Source organism: Phenylobacterium sp. (assembly GCF_036264965.1).
Taxonomy (GTDB): Bacteria; Pseudomonadota; Alphaproteobacteria; order Caulobacterales; family Caulobacteraceae; genus Phenylobacterium.
This window is the reverse complement of the sequence record NZ_DATAPY010000120.1, coordinates 1-18,645: the sequence shown is the minus strand read 5'-3', so window position 1 is coordinate 18,645 and position 18,645 is coordinate 1. Positions and strand designations below refer to the sequence as shown.

17 protein-coding genes are annotated in these 18,645 nt (G+C 68.6%); 12 read left to right on the top strand and 5 right to left on the bottom strand.

All coding sequences use genetic code 11. From position 1 onward, the window contains the following. The 4 genes from VHS75_RS15985 to VHS75_RS15970 all read left to right on the top strand — a co-directional run. The coding region (locus VHS75_RS15985) for an acyl-CoA dehydrogenase (RefSeq protein ID WP_329639606.1) at positions 1-745 on the top strand (745 nt) is incomplete at its 5' end. 12 nt (positions 746-757) lie between these two features. After that, positions 758-1,987, top strand: a complete 1,230-nt coding sequence (locus VHS75_RS15980) for an acyl-CoA dehydrogenase family protein (protein ID WP_329639605.1) — start codon at positions 758-760, stop codon at positions 1,985-1,987. A 2-nt stretch (positions 1,988-1,989) separates the two neighbouring features. Further along, positions 1,990-2,445, top strand: coding sequence for an SRPBCC domain-containing protein (locus VHS75_RS15975; protein ID WP_329639604.1), 456 nt, complete (start codon positions 1,990-1,992; stop codon positions 2,443-2,445). Between the two features lie 99 nt (positions 2,446-2,544). Beyond that, positions 2,545-3,490, top strand: a protein-coding gene (locus VHS75_RS15970; protein WP_414694341.1) for an IS630 family transposase whose coding sequence is annotated in 2 segments (ribosomal slippage) — positions 2,545-2,897 and positions 2,896-3,490 — 948 coding nt in all. Because the reading frame shifts where the segments join, the coding sequence is not laid out codon by codon here. 12 nt (positions 3,491-3,502) lie between these two features. Here VHS75_RS15970 and VHS75_RS15965 read toward each other — a convergent pair. From VHS75_RS15965 to VHS75_RS15950, 4 genes are all read right to left on the bottom strand, one after another. Further along, the gene (locus tag VHS75_RS15965) at positions 3,503-4,759 is read right to left on the bottom strand and encodes a glycosyltransferase (RefSeq protein ID WP_329639602.1); all 1,257 of its coding nucleotides are present in this window, start codon (positions 4,757-4,759) and stop codon (positions 3,503-3,505) included. A gap of 163 nt (positions 4,760-4,922) precedes the next feature. Beyond that, on the bottom strand, positions 4,923-6,536 hold the full coding sequence (locus tag VHS75_RS15960) for an amidase (RefSeq protein WP_329639601.1): 1,614 nt from the start codon (positions 6,534-6,536) through the stop codon (positions 4,923-4,925). 66 nt (positions 6,537-6,602) lie between these two features. Further along, entirely contained in the window at positions 6,603-8,573 is a 1,971-nt protein-coding gene (locus VHS75_RS15955) for a potassium transporter Kup (RefSeq protein ID WP_329639600.1), read from the bottom strand. 339 nt (positions 8,574-8,912) lie between these two features. Then, positions 8,913-9,095: a CsbD family protein gene (locus VHS75_RS15950; protein ID WP_329639599.1), complete on the bottom strand. Its 183-nt coding sequence runs from the start codon at positions 9,093-9,095 to the stop codon at positions 8,913-8,915. A gap of 161 nt (positions 9,096-9,256) precedes the next feature. Here VHS75_RS15950 and ettA point away from each other — a divergent pair, with 161 nt between their 5' ends. Beyond that, positions 9,257-10,921: an energy-dependent translational throttle protein EttA gene (ettA, locus tag VHS75_RS15945; protein WP_329639598.1), complete on the top strand. Its 1,665-nt coding sequence runs from the start codon at positions 9,257-9,259 to the stop codon at positions 10,919-10,921. Between the two features lie 14 nt (positions 10,922-10,935). On the opposite strand, the gene VHS75_RS15940 is transcribed toward ettA, so the two are convergent. Continuing rightward, positions 10,936-11,340: a hypothetical protein gene (locus VHS75_RS15940; protein WP_329639597.1), complete on the bottom strand. Its 405-nt coding sequence runs from the start codon at positions 11,338-11,340 to the stop codon at positions 10,936-10,938. A gap of 202 nt (positions 11,341-11,542) precedes the next feature. On the opposite strand from VHS75_RS15940, the gene VHS75_RS15935 reads away from it, so the two are divergent. From VHS75_RS15935 to VHS75_RS15905, 7 genes are all read left to right on the top strand, one after another. Beyond that, positions 11,543-12,541 carry a peptidyl-alpha-hydroxyglycine alpha-amidating lyase family protein gene (locus VHS75_RS15935; protein WP_329639596.1) on the top strand — a complete coding sequence of 333 codons (999 nt, stop codon included), beginning with the start codon at positions 11,543-11,545 and terminating at the stop codon, positions 12,539-12,541. A gap of 61 nt (positions 12,542-12,602) precedes the next feature. Further along, complete coding sequence (locus VHS75_RS15930; protein ID WP_329639595.1) at positions 12,603-13,544, top strand: NAD(P)-dependent oxidoreductase; 942 nt, start codon at positions 12,603-12,605, stop codon at positions 13,542-13,544. A 19-nt stretch (positions 13,545-13,563) separates the two neighbouring features. After that, entirely contained in the window at positions 13,564-13,929 is a 366-nt protein-coding gene (locus tag VHS75_RS15925) for a VOC family protein (RefSeq protein ID WP_329639594.1), read from the top strand. A 47-nt stretch (positions 13,930-13,976) separates the two neighbouring features. Then, a complete protein-coding gene (locus VHS75_RS15920) occupies positions 13,977-14,948 on the top strand; it encodes a metalloregulator ArsR/SmtB family transcription factor (protein ID WP_329639607.1) in 972 nt (323 codons plus the stop codon). Then, the gene (gene metF, locus VHS75_RS15915; protein WP_329639593.1) at positions 14,945-15,874 is read left to right on the top strand and encodes a methylenetetrahydrofolate reductase [NAD(P)H]; all 930 of its coding nucleotides are present in this window, start codon (positions 14,945-14,947) and stop codon (positions 15,872-15,874) included. The genes VHS75_RS15920 and metF overlap by 4 nt, the downstream gene beginning before the upstream one ends. Beyond that, positions 15,871-16,932, top strand: a complete 1,062-nt coding sequence (locus tag VHS75_RS15910; protein WP_329639592.1) for a homocysteine S-methyltransferase family protein — start codon at positions 15,871-15,873, stop codon at positions 16,930-16,932. Before metF ends, VHS75_RS15910 begins: the two co-directional genes overlap by 4 nt. A 163-nt stretch (positions 16,933-17,095) precedes the next feature. After that, positions 17,096-18,645: dihydropteroate synthase (locus VHS75_RS15905; RefSeq protein WP_329639591.1), on the top strand; the 1,550-nt coding region annotated here is incomplete at its 3' end.

Genomic DNA, 18,645 nt, shown 5'->3' with positions numbered 1-18,645 from the left:
CGCCACCGTCGAGCGGCCCGGCGTGCTCACCGAGGCGCAGGTCAACGCCCGCGTCGAGGGCGGCAGGCTGACCGGGACCAAGCTGCCGGTGACCGACGGCGACATCGCCGACCTGGCCGTCGTGCTGGCGCGCGAGAACGGTCCGCTCGGGCTGTTCCTCGTCGAGCTCGGCGGCGCCGGGGTCACCCGCGAAGCCTTGGAGACGCTGGATCCGACCCGCGGCGCCGCCAGGCTGACGTTCGCCGGCGCGCCGGCCGAGCGGCTGGGTGATGCCGGCGAGGGTCTGTCGATCGCCGAGCAGGTGCTGAACCGCGCGGCCGTGCTCCTGGCCTTCGAACAGTGCGGCGGCGCCGACCGATGCCTGGAGATGGCCAAGGCCTATGCGCTCGAGCGCTACGCCTTCGGCCGGGTGATCGCTTCCTACCAGGCGATCAAGCACAAGCTCGCCGACATCTACATCAAGAACGAGCTGGCGCGGTCCAACGCCTACTACGGCGCCTGGGCGCTCAACACCGACGCGCCGGAGATGCCGCTGGCGGCCAGCGCGGCGCGGATCGCGGCCTCGGAGGCCTTCTGGTTCGCCGCCAAGGAGAACATCCAGACCCACGGCGGCATCGGCTTCACCTGGGAGATGGACTGCCACCTCTACTACCGCCGCTCACGCCAGCTGAGCCTGGTCGCTGGGGCGCCCAGGGTCTGGAAAGAGCGGTTGGTCAGCCATCTCGAACGGCGCAACGCGGCTTAAGGGAGCGGACCCATGGACTTCAACGACAGCCCCGACGAAGCCGCCTACCGCGCCCAGGTCAAAGCCTGGCTGGAGGCGAACGCGCCCAAGACCCGGGCCGGCGACGACGACCTGGAGGGCGGCGGCTCGATGGCCGCCTCCAAGGCCTGGCAGGCGAAGAAGGCCGCGGCCGGCTACGCCCAGATCACCTGGCCCAAGGAATGGGGCGGGAGCGGAGGGACGCCGATCCAGCAGGTGATCTTCAATCAGGAAGAAGCCGGTTATCCGATCCCGGGCAACCCGTTCCAGATCGGCCTGGGCATGTGCGTGCCGACGGTGATGACCTTCGCCGATGACGCCACCAAGACCCGCTTCGTGGGCCCGGCGCTGCGCGGCGAGGAGATCTGGTGCCAGCTGTTCTCCGAGCCCTCCGGCGGCTCGGACGTGGCGGCGGCGCGGACCAAGGCGCTGCGGGCAGGTGACGGTTCCGGCGACTGGCTGATCTCCGGCCAGAAGGTGTGGACGACAGGGGCGCAGTTCTCGGACTTCGGCATCGTGGTCTGCCGCACCGACCCCGACGCGCCCAAGCATCAGGGCCTGACCATGTTCTGGGTCGACATGCGCGACCCGGGCATCGAGGTGAAGCCGATCCACCAGATGTCCGGCGGCTCGGGCTTCAACGAGGTGTTCTTCACCGACGTGCGGGTGAAGGACAGCCAGCGGCTGGGCGCCGTCGACGACGGCTGGAAGGTCAGCCTGGTCACGCTGATGAACGAGCGGCTGGCGGTGGGCGGACCCTCGGGCGCGGGCTGGGCGCAATTCCTGGCGGTGGCGCGAGCCATTCCCGGTCTCGACGGCGCGCCGGTGCTGAAGGACCAGGCGATCCGCGAGAAGCTGGCCGACTGGTACGTGGCGACCGAAGGCCTGAAGCACACCCGCAACCGCACCATGACCGCGCTGTCGCGCGGTCAGACGCCGGGGCCGGAAAGCTCGATCGGCAAGGTGGTCTCGGCGCTGCAGATGCAGGACCTGGGCAATACGGCGATCGAGATGCTGGACCAGTACGGCATCCTCAACGACCCGGAGCTGGCCCCGCTGCAGGCCGCTTTCCACTGGTCGCTGATGTTCGCGCCGGGCCTGCGCATCGCCGGCGGCACCGACGAGATCCTGAAGAACATCATCGCCGAGCGGGTGCTGGGCCTGCCCGGCGACATCCGCGTCGACAAGGACGTAGCCTTCAAGGACATGCCGACGGGGCGCTAGCGGTGGCGGACGGCGTTTCACAACTGGTCGCCGCGCCGCCCGAGGCGGTCTGGGCGGCGTTCATGGACCCGGCGGTGCTGGTCGAGTGGCTGCCGCCGGCGCAGATGACCGGCGTGATCGACGACTTCGACCTCCGCGTGGGCGGCGGCTACCGGATGTCGCTGTTCTATCCGCCGGACGAGCGGGAATTCCGTGGCAAGACCACCGAGCGCGAGGACCGGCTCACGGCGCGGTTCGTGGCGCTGTCACCGCCCGGCCGGATGGTTCAGGCGATCACCTTCGAGAGCCCGGACCCGGCGTTCCATGGCGAAATGACCATGACCTGGACGTTCGAGCCGGCGCCGGGCGGCACGCGCGTGACAGTGGTCACCGAGAACCTGCCGCCGGGCGTGCGCGCCGAGGACAATGACGAGGGTGCGCGGCTGTCGCTGGAGCAGCTGGCGCGGCGGTTCGCCTAGAGCGTTCGACCGCTGAGATGAATCGAATGTGATCAGCCGGGGGATTCCCTGACTTTTGCGGATGTGAGTCCCTGGGATCGGGTGATTCTGGAGGGTCTCATGGGAGCGGCGCGTTCGAAGGATCTTCGCAGTCGTGTGGTGGCTGAGGTTGCGGCGGGGATGTCGCGGCGACAGGCGGCGGTGCGGTTCAAGGTGAGCGCGGCGTCGGCGGTTCGGTGGGTTGCGCTGGAGGCCGAGACGGGGAGCGTTGATCCTCGGCCGCGGGGCGGCAAGAGCCGCTCGCCGTTAGAGCCGCACGCGGCCTGGCTGCTGGCGCTGAACGCGGGCGAAGGCGACTTGACCCTGGCCGAGATCGTGCGGCGGCTGAGCGAAGAGCTTGGGGTCGAGGTCACCGAGACGTCGGTTCGGCGGTTCTTCAAACGCCACAAGATCACTTATAAAAAAAACTCTGCACGCCAGCGAGCAGACGCGGCCCGACGTGGCCGAAGCGCGCGAGCGCTGGAGGGCCAGCCAGGCGAGCCTTGATCCCCGCAAGCTGGTCTTTGTCGACGAGACCGGGACGAACACCAAGATGGTCCGCGCCTACGGCCGTGCGCCCAAGGGCCAGCGGCTACTCGGCCGCCAGCCCTTCGGGCACTGGAAGACCACCACCTTCACAGCCGGACTGCGCTGGGATGGGATCACCGCGCCCTGGGTGCTGGACGGCGCCATGAACCGCGACGCCTTCCTGGTCTATATCGGCAAGGTGCTCGGCCCGACCCTCAGGACGGGAGACATCGTGGTCATGGACAACCTGCCGGCCCACAAGGGCGACGCGGTTAGGAAGCTGATCGAGGACCGGGGCGCTAAGCTCATGCTCCTGCCGCCCTACTCGCCAGACCTCAATCCAATCGAGCTGGCCTTCTCAAAGCTCAAGGGGCTCCTGCGCAAGGCCGCCGAGCGCACCGTGGGCGGCCTCTGGGATCGCATCGGCCACGTGCTCGACGCCTTCACCCCGCAGGAATGCGCCAACTATTTCCGCCACGACGGATATGCATCAACTTAGATGTCGAATGCTCTAGGCGCTCATCCGCATCGGCGCGCGGCGGGCGCTGAGCGTCAGCAGGCGCGCGTAGAGCCGGGTCAGGCCCTCGAAGGTGTGGTCCCAGCTGTGGCGGGTTTCGGCGCGATGGCGCGCCGCGAGCTTCAGCGCCGGCAGGTCGCGGGCGAACAGGGCCTCGGTCGCGGCGGCGAGGCTGGCCGGATCGACGCCGGCGGCCAGTTGGCCGATGCTCTCGTCGAGCAACTCGCCGACCCCGCCCTTGTCCGGGCCGATGACCGGCAGACCGGCGGCCATGGCCTCGATCACCACCAGGCCGAAGACCTCGTTCTCATTGGCGTGGATGAAGGCGTCGCAGGAGGCGATGACCCCGGCCAGCTTCTCCGGCTCGCCCTCGAAGTCGATGCAGGCGACGCTGGAGGGATAGCGGGAATCCTTGCCCGCGCCGATCAGCACCAGGCGGTAGGGATCGCCCAGCATCTCCACCGCCGCGACCATGGAATCGATGTTCTTCTCCCGCGCCGGGCGGCCGGCGAAGACCAGCAGGCGGGCGTTCGAGGGGAAGTCCAGGCGCTTCAGCAAGGCGGCGCGGTCGCCGCGGCTGGGGTGGAAGAGCTCCAGATCGACGCCCAGCGGATGGACGCTGACGTCCTTCACGCCCGCCTCGGCCAGGCGGCTGGCGGAGTGGCGGCTGGGCGCGATCACATGGTCGAAGCGCCGATAGGCCTGGGCCCAGAGGTTGAAGGTCGGTTGCTCGGCCCATTCGCCCAGGTGCAGGGCGGCCAGCGTCGGGGCGTCGGTATGGCAGGCGGCGACCACCGGAACGCCCAGGGTCTGGCCCGCGATCAGGGCCGCGTGGCCCGGCACCAGCACGTCGCCGGCCTCGATGATGTCCGGCTGCAGCATCCCCAGGACCGCCGCCCACTTGTTCGGGCTGGCCGGCATCCGGTAGCCGTCGCCGAACGGCAGCTTGGTGGCCGAGACCGTGTAGAGGCCGGAGGCCTGCAGCCGCGTCGCCTTGCCCGGCACCACAAGGGTGTGGCGGATGTCCGGCCGGCGCTTTTCCAGCCAGGTGCGCTTGGCGGTGAGGTAGCGCTTCACCCCGCCCGACCGTGGGGCGTACATCATGGTGGTGTCGATCAGGTGGAAGCTCGGCGTCGCCGACGAGCCATTCGTGTCGGACAGCTCGCGGATTGCGAGCGCGTCCGGCTTTCCCCCAGAGACGTGGAACACCCCGTCGACCCTTCTATCCTCGAACCCCGGCGCAAGCTTCACCGAAGACGCAACAAACAGCCCAGCTTTTCGATCCCGCTGGCGTTTGGGGGTTCTACCGCGTCCAGACGATTTTTTCCAAAGCCTGGACAGGAGACCCGCACCTTTTGATTACCACTGAAGCTTGACGCTCAAATTGGGGCGAAAGCCCGACTCGACAAGGGCTTCAGCGCGGATCGTACGCCTTGGCGAATTCCGGGCGAGCGCCAATGTTGGGCAGGAACAGGGGATCGATCCGCGCATGGGTGGCCTGTTCGAAGGCGTAGCCGAGCGCCAGCAGCCGCGCCTCCGACCACGCCGGGCCGATCAGCGACAGGTTCACCGGCAGGCCGGAAACATTGCCCATCGGCACGGTGAGGTGCGGATAGCCGGAGACCGCGGGCAGGGTGGAATAGGACCCCAGGCTGCGGCTGCCGTCGATGGGATCGACCATGGTGGCCGGGCCGGTCGACGGGCCCACCAGGACCTCGACACTGTTGTCCTGCATCATCTTGTCCAGCGCCGCGCGCGCCAGCTTCCGGGCGGTGGCGCGGCGGGCGATGTAGTCCTGATCGGTGATCGGGGGCGATTTGGACGCCGCCTCGAAAATCTCCTGGCCGAACAGCGGCGTCTCCCGCGGCTCCTTATTGTCGAAATCGATGAGCGCATCGATGGTCCGCGCCGTCACCTTGGGCGACGTTGTGGCCAGATAGGCGTTCAGCGCGGCCTTGAACTCTACGCGCAGCGCCTCGGTCTCGTTACCCGAGATGGCGCCGAGGGCCGCGTCGTCCGGACCTTTGACCTCCACCAGCACGGCGCCGGCCTTGCGCAGAGCCGCCAGGGCGTCCTCGTAGACCGCGTCGGTCTGCGGCGAGCGGCCGACGGTCATCCGCAGCACGCCGATGCGCGCGCCCTGCAGGGCGCCCGGCTTCAGGCCGGCCAGGTAGTCGCTCTTGTGCGCGTCGGCGTCCTTGGTGAAGGCGTCGGCGGGGTCGGAGCCGGCCATGGCGTTCAGCATGGCGGCGGCGTCGCTCACCGAACGCGTCATCGGCCCAGGCGTGTCCTGCTCGGCGGAGATCGGAACCACGAAGGTGCGCGAGATCAGGCCCACGGTGGGCTTGAGGCCTACAACGCCGTTGGCGGCCGCCGGGCAGGTGACCGAGCCGTCGGTCTCGGTGCCGACCGCCAGGGTGACGAGCCCCGCCGACACCGCCGCGCCGGAGCCGGCGCTGGAGCCGCAGGCGGTGCGGTCCAGCGAATAGGGATTGCGCACCAGGCCGCCGACGCCGGTCCAGCCGCTGATCGAGTGGGTGGAGCGAAAGTTGGCCCACTCCGACAGGTTGGCCTTGCCCAGGATCACCGCGCCGGCGTCGGTCAGCCGCTTCACCAGGGGCGCGTCGCGGTTGGTGATGTTGTCCTTCAGCGCGAGCGAGCCGGCCGTGGTCGCCGTGCCGTCGGCGGACTCGATGTTGTCCTTCAGCAGGACCGGGATGCCGTGCAGGGGACCGCGGACGTGGCCGGCCTTGCGCTCGGCGTCGAGCTTGCGGGCGTCGGCCAGCGCATGGGGGTTGAGCGCGATGACGGCGTTCAGCCTGGGGCCCGTCTTGTCGAGCTCGGCGATGCGCGCGAGGTAACGCGTCACCAGGGCTTCGGAGGTCAGGGTCCCGGCGGCCATCGCCGCCTCCTGCTCCGTTGCGGTGGCGAAGGGGCTGAGCGGCGGCGTCTGGGCCCACGCCGGCGTCGACAGGCCGGCCGCAGCCAGGGCGGACAACGCCATGGCGAAGGTGATTTGTCTCAGCATGAGCGCCCCCGATTCAGCCGCCATTGGAACCGACCGCAGACAAAAACGCCAGCCGCGCGGGTTGCGTTAGAACGCCACCTGGGCGCCCAGCTCCACCACGCGCGAGGGCGGAATCTGGAAGAAGTCGGCAGTGCGCACGGCGTTGCGCGTCAGGAAGACGAACAGCACGTCGAGGATGTGGCCCAGCCCTACGGCACGGCGCGGCAGGAGGGTGCGGCGGCTCAGGAAGAACGAGGTGCGCATGATGTCGAACTTCAGTCCCTTGGCGCGGGCCAGCGTCATGCCCTTGGCCACGTTCGGCGTCTCCATGAAGCCGAAGGAGAGGGTCATGGCCTTGAAGCCAGGCGCCAGGTCGCGGACCTCCACGCGCTCGGAATCGGGCACCCGCGGCCGGGGCGCGACCTTCACAGTCAGCAGCACCACCTGCTCGTGCAACACCTGGTTGTGCTTGAGGTTGTGCATCAGCGCGGCGGGCACGGCGTCGGGGTCGGAGGTCAGGAACACCGCCGCGCCGCGGGCCTGCAGCGGCGGGCGTTGAGTCAGCATCGGCAGGACGTCGGCCAGTTTCAGGTCGCTTTGCTCGGCCTTCAGGACGCGCCGGATGCCACGCATCCAGGTCCACATCAGCAGGATCACGGCGGCGGCGATCAGCAGCGGCACGTAGCCGCCGTGCATCACCTTGGCCAGGTTTGCCGCCAGGAAGGCGCCTTCCACCACCAGGAACGGCGAGAAGATGATCGCCGCCTGCCACATGGGCCGCGCCTTCAGCCGATGGATCGCCACCACGGCCAGGACGGACGAGGTGATCATCGCGCCGACCACGGAGACGCCATAGGCGTTGGCCAGCGCGTCGGAGGAGCGGAAACCCAGCACCAGGGCGGCGACGCCCAGCATCAGGATCCAGTTGATCTGCGGCGCGTAGATCTGGCCGATGTGCGCCTCGGAGGTGACCTTCAGAGTGAGGCGCGGCAGGAGGCCCAGCTGCACCGCCTGCTGGGTCATCGAGAAGGCGCCGGAGATCACCGCCTGGCTGGCGATCACCGTCGCGGCGGTGGCCAGGGCCACCAGCGGCAGCTGGAACCAGTCGGGGGCCAGGTGGAAGAAGGGGTTGTCGATGGCGCCGGGGTCGGCCAGCACCAGGGCGCCCTGGCCCAGGTAGTTGGCGATCAGGCAGGGGAAGACCAGCGCCACCCAGGTCCACTGGATGGGCTTGCGGCCAAAGTGTCCCATGTCGGCGTAGAGCGCTTCGGCGCCGGTGACGGTCAGGAAGACGCTGCCCAGCACCGCCGGCGCGACCTTCGGATGGTGGATCAGCACCGAAATGCCCGGCAGCGGGCTCAACGCGCCCAGCACCTGGGGCGCGCGGGCCAGGGCGGCGAGGCCCAGCACGGCGATGGTCACGAACCACACCACACAGATCGGTCCGAACCAGCGCCCGACGCCGCCCGCGCCGCGCTTCTGCACCGCGAACAGGCCGATCAGCAGGACCAGCGCGATCACCGGTACGAAGGGATCGATCCGGCCGCTCAGGCCCTGAACCACTTCAAGCCCTTCAACCGCGGAGAGCACGGAAACCGCAGGCGTCAGGATCGCATCGCCGAAGAACATGCCGGCGCCGATCATGCCGATGATCAGGATGGCTCCGCCCGCGCGGCCGCCGGCCTTCTGGACCAGGGCCATCAGCGAGAGCGTGCCGCCCTCGCCGCGGTTGTCGAAGCGCATGAGGATGGTGACGTACTTCAGCGTCACGATCACCATCAAGGTCCAGAGCATCAGGGAGACCACACCGATCACGTCTCCCTGCGCCAGGCGGCCGCCGGCGTGGCTCATGTGCTTGATGGATTCCTTGAAGGCGTAGAGCGGGCTGGTGCCGATGTCGCCGTAGACGACGCCCGCCGAGCCCAGGGCCAGGCCGAGGAACCCGCGCAGGTTGGGCGTAGCAGGCGCGTCCTGCTCAGTGGGTTCGACGACGGCGGCGGAGGTGTTCAAGGCGTGGTCCTGCACGGCTGACAGGGCCAGCTTGTCGCGCCGTACCACATAAAAATCCCATGTTGTTGCGAAGGTTTGGGTGCGGCGAAAGCTTGCACCCCGGGCGGCTGAAGGCCCTTTCGACGCCGTTCGATGCGCCAAGGCGGCGCGCCCTGAGCCTTTCCGCATCGCCGCGCTGCGGCGTCAAGCGATCGACGAGCACGAGCGGTTGCATCGGCGGCGGCCTGGCGGCCCTGACCGGCTGAACCGGACGCAGCAAGGGCCGCGCTGCACAGCGCGGCCCTGGCCTCGAAGACGGCCCTCGCCAGATAGCGGGCATAGCGTACCGTTGGGGCCGCGGGCTCCGCGCCGTCCCTGGAACGAGGACGGTCCTGAGTGGATCGGAAGCTAGTTCTTCAGCGCTCGGCGCGTGGCGTCCTTCAGGCCGCCGACACCCTTCTGCAGCTTGCCCTGGACGCGTTCAGCGGCGCCTTCGGCGGCCATACGGTCATTGCCCGTGGCCTTGCCGATACCTTCCTTGACCGAGCCGGCGGCGTCCTTGGCCGCGCCCTTGATCTGATCCTTGTGCATGGGAGTGCTCCTTCCACGTGTCGCGAGGGCCGGTGCGGCCCATCGCGATGAGTACGCGGGAGGCGCGCTCGAGGTTCCGAGCGAGATTGCGCGCGAGCCCTCGCACCGCTATCTGCACGCCTCAAATCCCAGTCATTCCAATCGAGCGGTGCGGACGCCCCATGGCGCAGCAATATATTTTCCAGATGCAGGGCCTGACCAAGGCCTTCCCCGGTGCGCCGAAGAAGACCTTCTCGGACATCTGGCTGTCGTTCTACCCGGACGCCAAGATCGGGGTGGTCGGCGTGAACGGCTCCGGCAAGTCGACGCTGCTGAAGATCATGGCCGGCATCGACAAGGACTTCCAGGGCGAGGCCTTCGCCGCCGAAGGCGTCAAGCGCGGCTATCTGGAGCAGGAGCCGCAGCTCGACGACGCGCTGGACGTGTGGGGCAATGTCGTCGCCTGGTGCGAGGAGAAGAAGCTCTTCGACGCGTACAACGCCATCGCCGCCAAGCTGGGCGAGGAATATACCGACGAGCTGATGGAGGAGATGACCGCGCTCCAGGAAAAGCTGGACGCCGGCGACCTCTGGGACATCGACAGCCGCATCGAGATGGCCATGGGCGCCCTGCGCTGCCCGCCCAACGACTGGCCGGTGGACAAGCTCAGCGGCGGTGAGCGCCGCCGCGTGGCCTTGGCCCGGCTGCTGCTTTCCAAGCCCGACATGATGCTGCTGGACGAGCCGACCAACCACCTGGACGCCGAGAGCGTGGCCTGGCTGCAGCACCACCTGGAGGACTTCCCGGGCTGCGTCATCCTGGTGACCCACGGCCGCTACTTCCTGGATCAGGTGACCAAGTGGACCCTGGAGCTCGACCGCGGGAAGGGCCTTCCCTACGAGGGCAACTACTCCGCATGGCTGGAGCAGAAGACCAAGCGGATCGCCCAGGAAGAGCGCGAAGAGGCCGGCAAGAAGCGGGCGATCGACCGGGAGCTGGCCTGGGTGCGCTCCTCGCCCAGCGCGCGGCGGACCAAGTCCAAGGCGCGCCTGGCCGCGTTCCACGACCTGCAGAACGAGGCCGAGAACGCCAAGCAGACCTTCGCCCAGATCCAGATTCCGCCCGGCCCGCGCCTGGGCCAGATGGTCATCGAGGTGAACGGCGTCGAGAAGGCCTATGGCGACAAACTCCTGTTCAAGGACCTGACCTTCAAGCTGCCGCCGGGCGGCATCGTGGGCGTGATCGGCCCGAACGGGGCCGGCAAGTCGACGCTGTTCAAGATCATCACCGGCCAGGAAACGCCCGACGAGGGCTCCATCCGGCTGGGTGAGACGGTCAAGCTCGCCTACGTCGACCAGAACCGCGACAGCCTGAACCCCAACAAGAACGTCTGGGAGGAGATCTCCGGCGGGCTGGACGTGATGAAGGTGGGCGGCCGCGAAATCCCCAGCCGCGCCTATGTCGGCTCGTTCAACTTCAAGGGCGCCGACCAGCAGAAGAAGGTCGGCCTGCTCTCAGGCGGCGAGCGCAATCGCGTGCACCTGGCCAAGACGCTCTCGGCCGGCGGCAACGTGCTGATGCTCGACGAACCGACCAACGACCTGGACGTGGAAACCCTGGGCGCTCTGGAAAGCGCGCTGGAGGATTTCCCCGGCTGCGCCGTGGTCATCAGCCACGACCGCTTCTTCCTGGACCGCCTGGCCACCCACATCCTGGCCTTCGAAGGCGACAGCCAGGTCGACTGGTTCGAAGGCAATTTCGAAGCCTACGAAGAGGACAAGAAGCGCCGTCTGGGCGCCGACAGCCTGATCCCTCACCGCATCAAGTTCCAGAAATTCACGCGGTAGGCCGGCGGAAGATCCTATTTCGGCGGCTCAGCCGAAGGCGGGGCGCCGGGCGTGGCAGTCGGCGACGGGTTGACCGCGCCGGGCGTGGGCGTGTCGACCGGCGGCGTCGAGGGCAGCGACGGCGGATTGACCGTGGTCGAGGAACTCGGGGCGCTGGACGTCGCGTCAGGCGTCGAGCGGACATCGGAGCCGGCCGTGGTGGTGGCCGAGGTGTTGGCCCCCGCGCCGGTCGCGGCGCTGGCGTCGGACTGGCCGGCCCACCAATCCTTCGACGCGCGCATCTTCGGCGACGCCTTCAGGTAGGCGTTGAGCTGCGAATAGGGGATCGGCTGCTTCGGTGGCGCAGCAGTCTGGGCGAAGGCCAGGCCCGACGAAAGCGCTACGGCGGCGGCGCCGGCGGCTAGCAGGATGATCTTCATGGGAACCTCCTCATGACGAAACGCCGTTCAAACGGCGCCGTACCAACCTGCGAGGGTCGTCCAAGGTTTCGCTGGTCGACGCCGGCCATCAGCCAGCTCACATCTTCCCGGCCCTGCACAACGGTGAAAGGGGCCCCTAGCGCACGCGATTGACAGCCGCATGCAGGTCCGCGCAGCCTCGGTGGTCCGGGGGATTTTGCTCATGCGCCAGCATCGACGCGCCACGCCAGCCATCGCGGGCTGTGTCGCCCTGTTGCTCAGTCTTGCCGGCGGCGCGGCCCTTGCGCAGCCGCCGTCCTCCACAGCTGCGCAGGATCGCGCCGCGGCCGACCTCCGCGCGCGGATCGACGCCTCGCCGAAGTTGCCCTTCGTCGCCACGGTGTTCGCGGCCAAGCCGCCGAGCGCCGGCTGGGCGTCCGGCATGGTCTCCTGGCTCGCCTTCGACAAGGCCGGGAACCTCTACGAGCTGCAGCGCGGGGAGAAGGCGGATCCGATCCTGGTGCTCGACCGCCAGGGGAGGCTCCTGCGCTCGTGGGGCAAAGGTGGCTACACGATCCCGCACGCGATCCGCATCGACCCGGCGGGCAATGTCTGGACTGTCGACGCCGCCGCCTCGCGGGTGATCAAATATTCGCCGCGCGGCGAAAAGCTGATGACCATCGAGGTGGGAGAGCAGCCGCAGACCAGGGGGCCGTTCAACGGGACGAGCGATATCGCCTTCGGTCCTAACGGGCGCCTGTTCATCACCGACGGCTACGGCAACGCCCGGGTGCTGGAGTACAGCGCCGCCGGCAAGCGGCTGCGGCAATGGGGCGAGCACGGCATGGGTCCGGGCCAGTTCCACCTGCCGCACGCGATCCAGATCGGCGCCGACGGCACGGTCTATGTGGCCGACCGCGAGAATGGACGGATCGAGAAGTTCAACCTCGACGGCAAGTTCCTGGGCGAGATCGACGGGCTTGGGCGAACCTATTCGATCAAGCTGGCTGGCGATGCGCTGTGGGCCGCGATGGCGCCCCTGAACCTGCCCACCGGCGCGCCGGGCTGGCTCGTCAAGCTGGATGCGCGGACCGGCAAGATCCTGGGCCACCTGGACGTCGACGGCGAGCATGTCCTGCACGGCGTCGAGCTGACCGCCGCCGGCGAGCCGATCACGACGGCGGACGACCACGTCATCTGGTTCAAGGCCGCACCACCCTAGCCCGCACTCCGTATCGCGCTACAAGCGGCCCATGGGATCAACGCCGAAGGAGCCTGTCCGCATGTCCGAACCCCTGGCCCTGATCGTGGCGCCTTTCCTGACGGTGCTGGAGCCGGCGTTCCGGAAGGGCGGCCTGGCGACCGCGCGCGCCTGGGAACTCACCGAAGACCAGCGGCCGCAGGTACGGGCGATCGTCCACGCGGGCGAGGTCGTGTTGACGCAAGAGCTCCTGGCCAGCTTGCCGGCGCTGGGTCTGATCGCCTGCGTCAGCGTCGGCTATGACGGCATCGACGTGGGCTGGTGCCGGGCCAATGGCATTGAGGTCACTCACGCGCGGGGCCTCAACGCCGAGGACGTCGCCGACCACGCCATCGGCCTGCTGCTGGCGGCCTGGCGCAACATCCCGGCCCTCGACCGGATCGTTCGGGAAGGGCGCTGGAAACAGGAAGAACGGATCGGCTCGCAGCCCAGCCTGGGCGGCCGCACCCTGGGCGTCGTGGGTCTGGGACACATCGGCGCCGCTGTCGCCCGGCGCGCCGAGGCGCTGCGGCTCAAGGTCCAGTGGTGGGCCCCTCGCGAGAAGCCGGCTGCACCCTGGCCGCGAGCGGAGAGCCTGCTGGCGCTGGCGCGGGACAGCGACATCCTGGTGATCTGCGCCCGCGCCGAGGCGGGCAATCGCGGCATGGTCTCCCGCGAGGTGATCGAGGCGGTCGGGTCGCAAGGCATGATCGTCAACGTCGGCCGCGGACAGCTCATCGACGAGGACGCGCTGATCGCGGCGCTGAAGGACGGCCGGCTGTGGCGCGCGGCGCTCGACGTCTTCGTCCAGGAGCCGACACCGGCCGAGCGCTGGGCCGATGTGCCCAACGCGGTGCTGACCACCCACACGGCCGGCTCCAGCAACGAGGCGGTGCCGCTGATGGTGGCGCAGGCGATCGACAACGTGCATCGTTTCCTCCGCGGCGAGGAGTTGGCCAGCCCTGTGGCGCCGGTCGCCGGCTAGAGAAGGACGGAGCGAAGACATGGCCAAGGTGCTCGGGATCGGCGGGGTGTTCTTCAAGACGGCGGATCCGAAGGCCTTGCAGGACTGGTACGCCAGGGTGCTGGGTTTCGACGTGTCGAAATGGGGCGGCGTGGTCTTTGAGCATCCGACGCGGGGCAACATCAACTGGACCGCGTTCGCCGCCGACAGCGACCATTTCGCACCCTCGGCCGCGCCCTTCATGGTGAACTTCATCGTCGACGATCTGGACGGCGTTCTGGCCAAGGCGAAGGCGGAGGGCGCTGAACTGGTGGGTGAGCCGATGAACGACGAGACCTATGGCAAATTCGGTTGGCTGATGGATCCGGCGGGCGTGAAGATCGAGCTTTGGCAACCCCCCGAGTAGCGGCTCTTAACTTGACATAAAGACATAAAGATATCTTTATGCGCTCTATGATCTTGTCGTCGAGCCAGGCTGTCGATGTGCTGCGCGCCGCGGGCGAGCCCTCGCGTCTGCGCATCCTAGCACTTTTGGCCCGCGAGGAACTGGCGGTGCTGGAAATCTGCCGGGTGCTCGACCAGAGCCAGCCGCGGGTGTCGCGGCACTTGAAGCTGCTGGCCGAGGCGGGGCTCGTGGAGCGGTTTCCCGACGGCGCCTGGGTGTTTTACCGCCTGACTGGCGATGGGGCTGCGAGCGAGCTGGTGGCCCAGGTGCTGGGCGCGATCGACCCCGCCGACCCGGTCCTGCAGCGCGACGCCGAGCGGCTGTCGGCGGTCTGGGCGGAGCGAGCCACGGACGCGGGGGAGTATTTCGCCCGCAATGCCGCCCGCTGGGACGAGATCCGCTCGCTCTATGTCTCCGACGCCGATGTCGAGGCCGCGATCCTGGCCGCCGCGGGGCCCGGCCCGTTCCGGCGTCTGGTGGACCTGGGCAGCGGCACCGGCCGGATGCTGACCCTGCTGGCGCCGCACGCCGACGCGGCGCTAGGCCTCGACCTGTCGCAGCAGATGCTGAACCTTGCGCGCAACCGGGTGACCGAGGCCGGCCTGCACGGCTGCGAACTCCGCCACGGCGACATCTTCGCCACCCGCCTGCCGGACGAGAGCGCCGACCTGGTGGTGGTCCATCAGGTGCTGCACTACCTGGCCGATCCGGCCGCGGCGGTGCGCGAGGCGGCGCGGATCGTGGCGCCGGGCGGCAAGCTGATCATCGCCGATTTCGCGCCGCATCGGCTCGAGTTTCTGCGCGAGCAGCACCAGCATCGCCGCCTGGGCTTCGCGGAGCCGGAGATGGCGCGCTGGCTGGGCGAGGCGGGGCTTTCCAAGGTGCGCGTCAGGGCCTTGCCGCCGACCGACAAGAACGGATTGACCGTCATGATCTGGACCGCCGAGCGCGCCCAGGAACGGCAAAGGAAAGCCGCATGACACCCGCCGACAGCGTCCTCGGGCCGATCGCCCGCGCCGGCATCGGCGCGGCGGCCAGGCCCCGCGTGTCCTTCGAGTTCTCGCCGCCCAAGACCCCGGAGGCGGAGGAGACCCTGTGGGAGGCGATCCGCCGGCTGGAGCCGCTGGACCCGACCTTCGTCTCCGTCACCTACGGCGCGGGTGGCTCGACCCGCGACCGCACGCACCGCACGGTGCTGCGGATGCTGAAGGAAACGACGCTGAAGCCCGCCGCGCATCTGACCTGCGTCGAGGCCAGCCGCGGCGAGGTCGACGAGGTGATCCGTGACTACTGGGACGCCGGCATCCGTCACATCGTGGCCCTGCGCGGCGACCCGCCGGGCCAGATCGGCGGCGCCTATGCGCCGCGCGCCGACGGCTATGCCAACGCCACCGAGCTGACCTCCGGCATCCGCGCGATCGGCGACTTCGAGGTCAGCGTCGGGCTCTATCCGCACGTCCATCCGGAGAGCCCGTCCATCGACCACGACATCGACGTCCTGAAGGCCAAGGTCGACGCCGGCGCCACGCGCGCGATCACCCAGTTCTTCTTCGACCTCGAGGGGTTCCTGCGGTTTATGGATCGGGTCCGGAAGGCCGGCGTGACGATCCCCATTTCGCCCGGCATCATGCCGGTGACCAACTTCAAGGGCCTCAAGAAGATGGCCGGGCCGATCGGCATCCAGCTGCCGGCCTGGCTCGGCAACCTGTTCGACGGGCTGGACAAGGATCCGGAGACGCGCCGTCTGCTGGCCTGCTCGGTGGCGACCGAGATGTGCGCGCGGCTGGCGGAAGAGGGCTTTTCCGACTTCCACTTCTACACCTTGAACCGCGCGGACCTTACCTATGCGATCTGCCGCGTGCTGGGCGTGCGGGAGCCGGAAACACCGAAGGAGGCCGCGGCATGAGCCGGGCGGAACGGATCGCGGCGCTGAAGGCCGCATCGAAGGAGCGCGTGCTGATCCTCGACGGGTCCTGGGGCGTAATGTTCCAGAAGCGCGGGCTGTCGGAGGCCGACTACCGCGGCGAGCGCTTCGCCGACTACGAGGGCCAGCTGAAGGGCAACAACGACATCCTGTGCCTGACGCGGCCGGACATCGTGGGCGAGCTGCACGACGCCTATTTCGCCGCTGGCGCCGACATCAGCGAGACCAACACCTTCTCGTCCACCTCGATCGGCCAGGGCGAGTACGCCCAGGAAGCCGCGGTGCGCGACATGAACCTGGCCGGGGCGCGGATCGCCCGCGAGGTCGCCGACCGCTGGACGGCCAAGGAGCCGTACAAGCCCCGCTTCGTGGCCGGGTCCATCGGCCCCTTGCCGGTGATGCTGTCGATGAGCTCGGACGTGAACGACCCCGGCGCGCGGAAGGTCAATTTCGAGCAGGTCTACCAAGCCTACCGCGAGCAGGTGCTGGCGCTGCACGACGGCGGCGTCGACCTGTTCCTGATCGAGACCATCACCGACACGCTGAACTGCAAGGCCGCGATCAAGGCGATCCTCGATCTGCAGGACGAGGGCTATGAGCCCCTGCCGATCTGGATCTCGGGCACCATCACCGACCGCTCGGGCCGCACGCTCAGCGGCCAGACGGTGGAGGCGTTCTGGAACTCGGTGCGCCACGCCAGGCCGTTCGCCGTCGGCCTGAACTGCGCGCTGGGCGCCGAGCTGATGCGCCCGCACATCGCCGAGCTCAGCCGCATCGCCGACACCTTGGTCTCGGCCTATCCCAACGCCGGCCTGCCCAACGCCATGGGCGAATATGACGAGACCCCGGACGAGACCGGCCACATGCTGCACGACTGGGCCGAGCAGGGGATCGTCAACATCCTGGGCGGCTGCTGCGGGACCACGCCGGACCACATCAAGCACGTGGCCGACGCGGTGCGGGGCCTCAGCCCCCGCCCGATCCCGGAGCGGCCGACGGCCATGCGGCTGGCGGGGCTGGAGCCGTTCGAGCTTGCCTAGTCCGCACAAAGTTCCCCTCCCCCTCGCGGGGAGGGGCTAGGGGTGGGGGCGCAAGCTGTGAGCGCGCCGTTCCTGCCCCGAAAAGCCTCGCCGACACCCCCACACCCAACCCTCTCCCCGCAAGGGGGAGAGGGCTTTGCACTCCGGACCACGATCTGAGCGAATGCCTCCCAAGATTTTCATCAACGTCGGCGAGCGGACCAACGTCACCGGTTCGGCCAAGTTCAGGAAGCTGATCGAGGACGGCGCCTATGGCGAGGCGCTCTCCGTGGCGCGCCAGCAGGTCGAGGCCGGCGCGCAGGTCATCGACATCAATATGGACGCCGGCCTGCTCGACTCCGTCGAGGCGATGAAGACCTACCTCAACCTCTTGGCCGCCGAGCCGGACATCGCCCGGGTGCCGGTGATGATCGACTCGTCGAAGTGGGAGGTGATCGAGGCGGGCCTGAAGTGCGTGCAGGGCAAGGCGATCGTCAACTCGATCTCCATGAAGGAGGGCGAGGCCAAGTTCATCGAACAGGCCCAGGCCTGCCTGCGCTATGGCGCGGCGGTCGTGGTGATGGCCTTCGACGAGGTAGGGCAGGCCGACACCGCGCAGCGCAAGATCGAGATCTGCACGCGGGCCTACAGGCTGCTCACCGAGCAGGTCGGGTTCCCGGCGGAAGACATCATCTTCGACCCGAACATCTTCGCGGTGGCGACGGGGATCGACGAGCACAACAACTATGCGGTCGACTTCATCGAGGCCTGCCGGGCGATCAAGGCGACCCTGCCGCACGCGCGGATCTCGGGCGGCGTCTCGAACGTCTCGTTCAGCTTCCGCGGCAACGAGCCGGTGCGGCGCGCGATCCACTCGGTGTTCCTCTACCACGCGATCGCGGCGGGCATGGACATGGGCATCGTCAACGCCGGCGAGCTGCCGGTCTATGACGACATCCCCGAAGAGCTGAAGGTCGCCGTCGAGGACGTCATCCAGAACCGGCCGCAGCGTGACCCGGTGCTCACCAACACCGAACGCCTGGTGGAGCTGGCGCCCAAGTACAAGGGCGGCAAGTCGGAGGCCAAGGGGCCGGACCTGACCTGGCGCGAGGGCAGTGTCCAGCAGCGGATCACCCACGCCCTGGTCAACGGCGTCACCGAATTCATCGAGGCCGATACGGAAGAAGCCCGCGCCCAGGCCGTCCGCCCGCTGCACGTCATCGAAGGCCCCTTGATGGACGGCATGAACGTGGTCGGCGACCTGTTCGGCTCGGGCAAGATGTTCCTGCCGCAGGTGGTCAAGTCGGCGCGGGTGATGAAGCAGGCCGTGGCCTATCTGATGCCGTTCATGGAGGCTGAGAAGGAGGGCAAGCCGCGCGAGGCGGCGGGCAAGATCCTGATGGCCACCGTCAAGGGCGACGTCCACGACATCGGCAAGAACATCGTGGGCGTGGTCCTGCAGTGCAACAACTACGAGGTGATCGACCTGGGCGTCATGGTCCCGGCCGACCGCATCCTGGACGAGGCCTCAGCGGTGGGCGCCGACATGGTGGGGCTCTCGGGCCTGATCACGCCCAGCCTGGACGAGATGGCCTATGTGGCCGGCGAGATGCAGCGGCGCGGCATGACCATCCCGCTCTTGATCGGCGGCGCCACGACCAGCAAGACCCACACGGCGGTGAAGATTGCTCCCCACTATAGCGAGCCCGTTGTGCACGTGCTTGACGCCAGCCG

Bases quoted from the DNA above. Each gene is read 5' to 3' on its own strand.
- VHS75_RS15980 (WP_329639605.1), top strand. From the start codon at position 758: ATGGACTTCAACGACAGCCCCGACGAAGCCGCCTACCGCGCCCAGGTC.
- VHS75_RS15960 (WP_329639601.1), bottom strand. From the start codon at position 6,536: ATGCTGAGACAAATCACCTTCGCCATGGCGTTGTCCGCCCTGGCTGCG.
- VHS75_RS15950 (WP_329639599.1), bottom strand. From the start codon at position 9,095: ATGCACAAGGATCAGATCAAGGGCGCGGCCAAGGACGCCGCCGGCTCG.
- ettA (WP_329639598.1), top strand. From the start codon at position 9,257: ATGGCGCAGCAATATATTTTCCAGATGCAGGGCCTGACCAAGGCCTTC.
- VHS75_RS15940 (WP_329639597.1), bottom strand. From the start codon at position 11,340: ATGAAGATCATCCTGCTAGCCGCCGGCGCCGCCGCCGTAGCGCTTTCG.
- VHS75_RS15935 (WP_329639596.1), top strand. From the start codon at position 11,543: ATGCGCCAGCATCGACGCGCCACGCCAGCCATCGCGGGCTGTGTCGCC.
- VHS75_RS15930 (WP_329639595.1), top strand. From the start codon at position 12,603: ATGTCCGAACCCCTGGCCCTGATCGTGGCGCCTTTCCTGACGGTGCTG.
- VHS75_RS15925 (WP_329639594.1), top strand. From the start codon at position 13,564: ATGGCCAAGGTGCTCGGGATCGGCGGGGTGTTCTTCAAGACGGCGGAT.
- VHS75_RS15920 (WP_329639607.1), top strand. From the start codon at position 13,977: ATGATCTTGTCGTCGAGCCAGGCTGTCGATGTGCTGCGCGCCGCGGGC.
- metF (WP_329639593.1), top strand. From the start codon at position 14,945: ATGACACCCGCCGACAGCGTCCTCGGGCCGATCGCCCGCGCCGGCATC.
- VHS75_RS15910 (WP_329639592.1), top strand. From the start codon at position 15,871: ATGAGCCGGGCGGAACGGATCGCGGCGCTGAAGGCCGCATCGAAGGAG.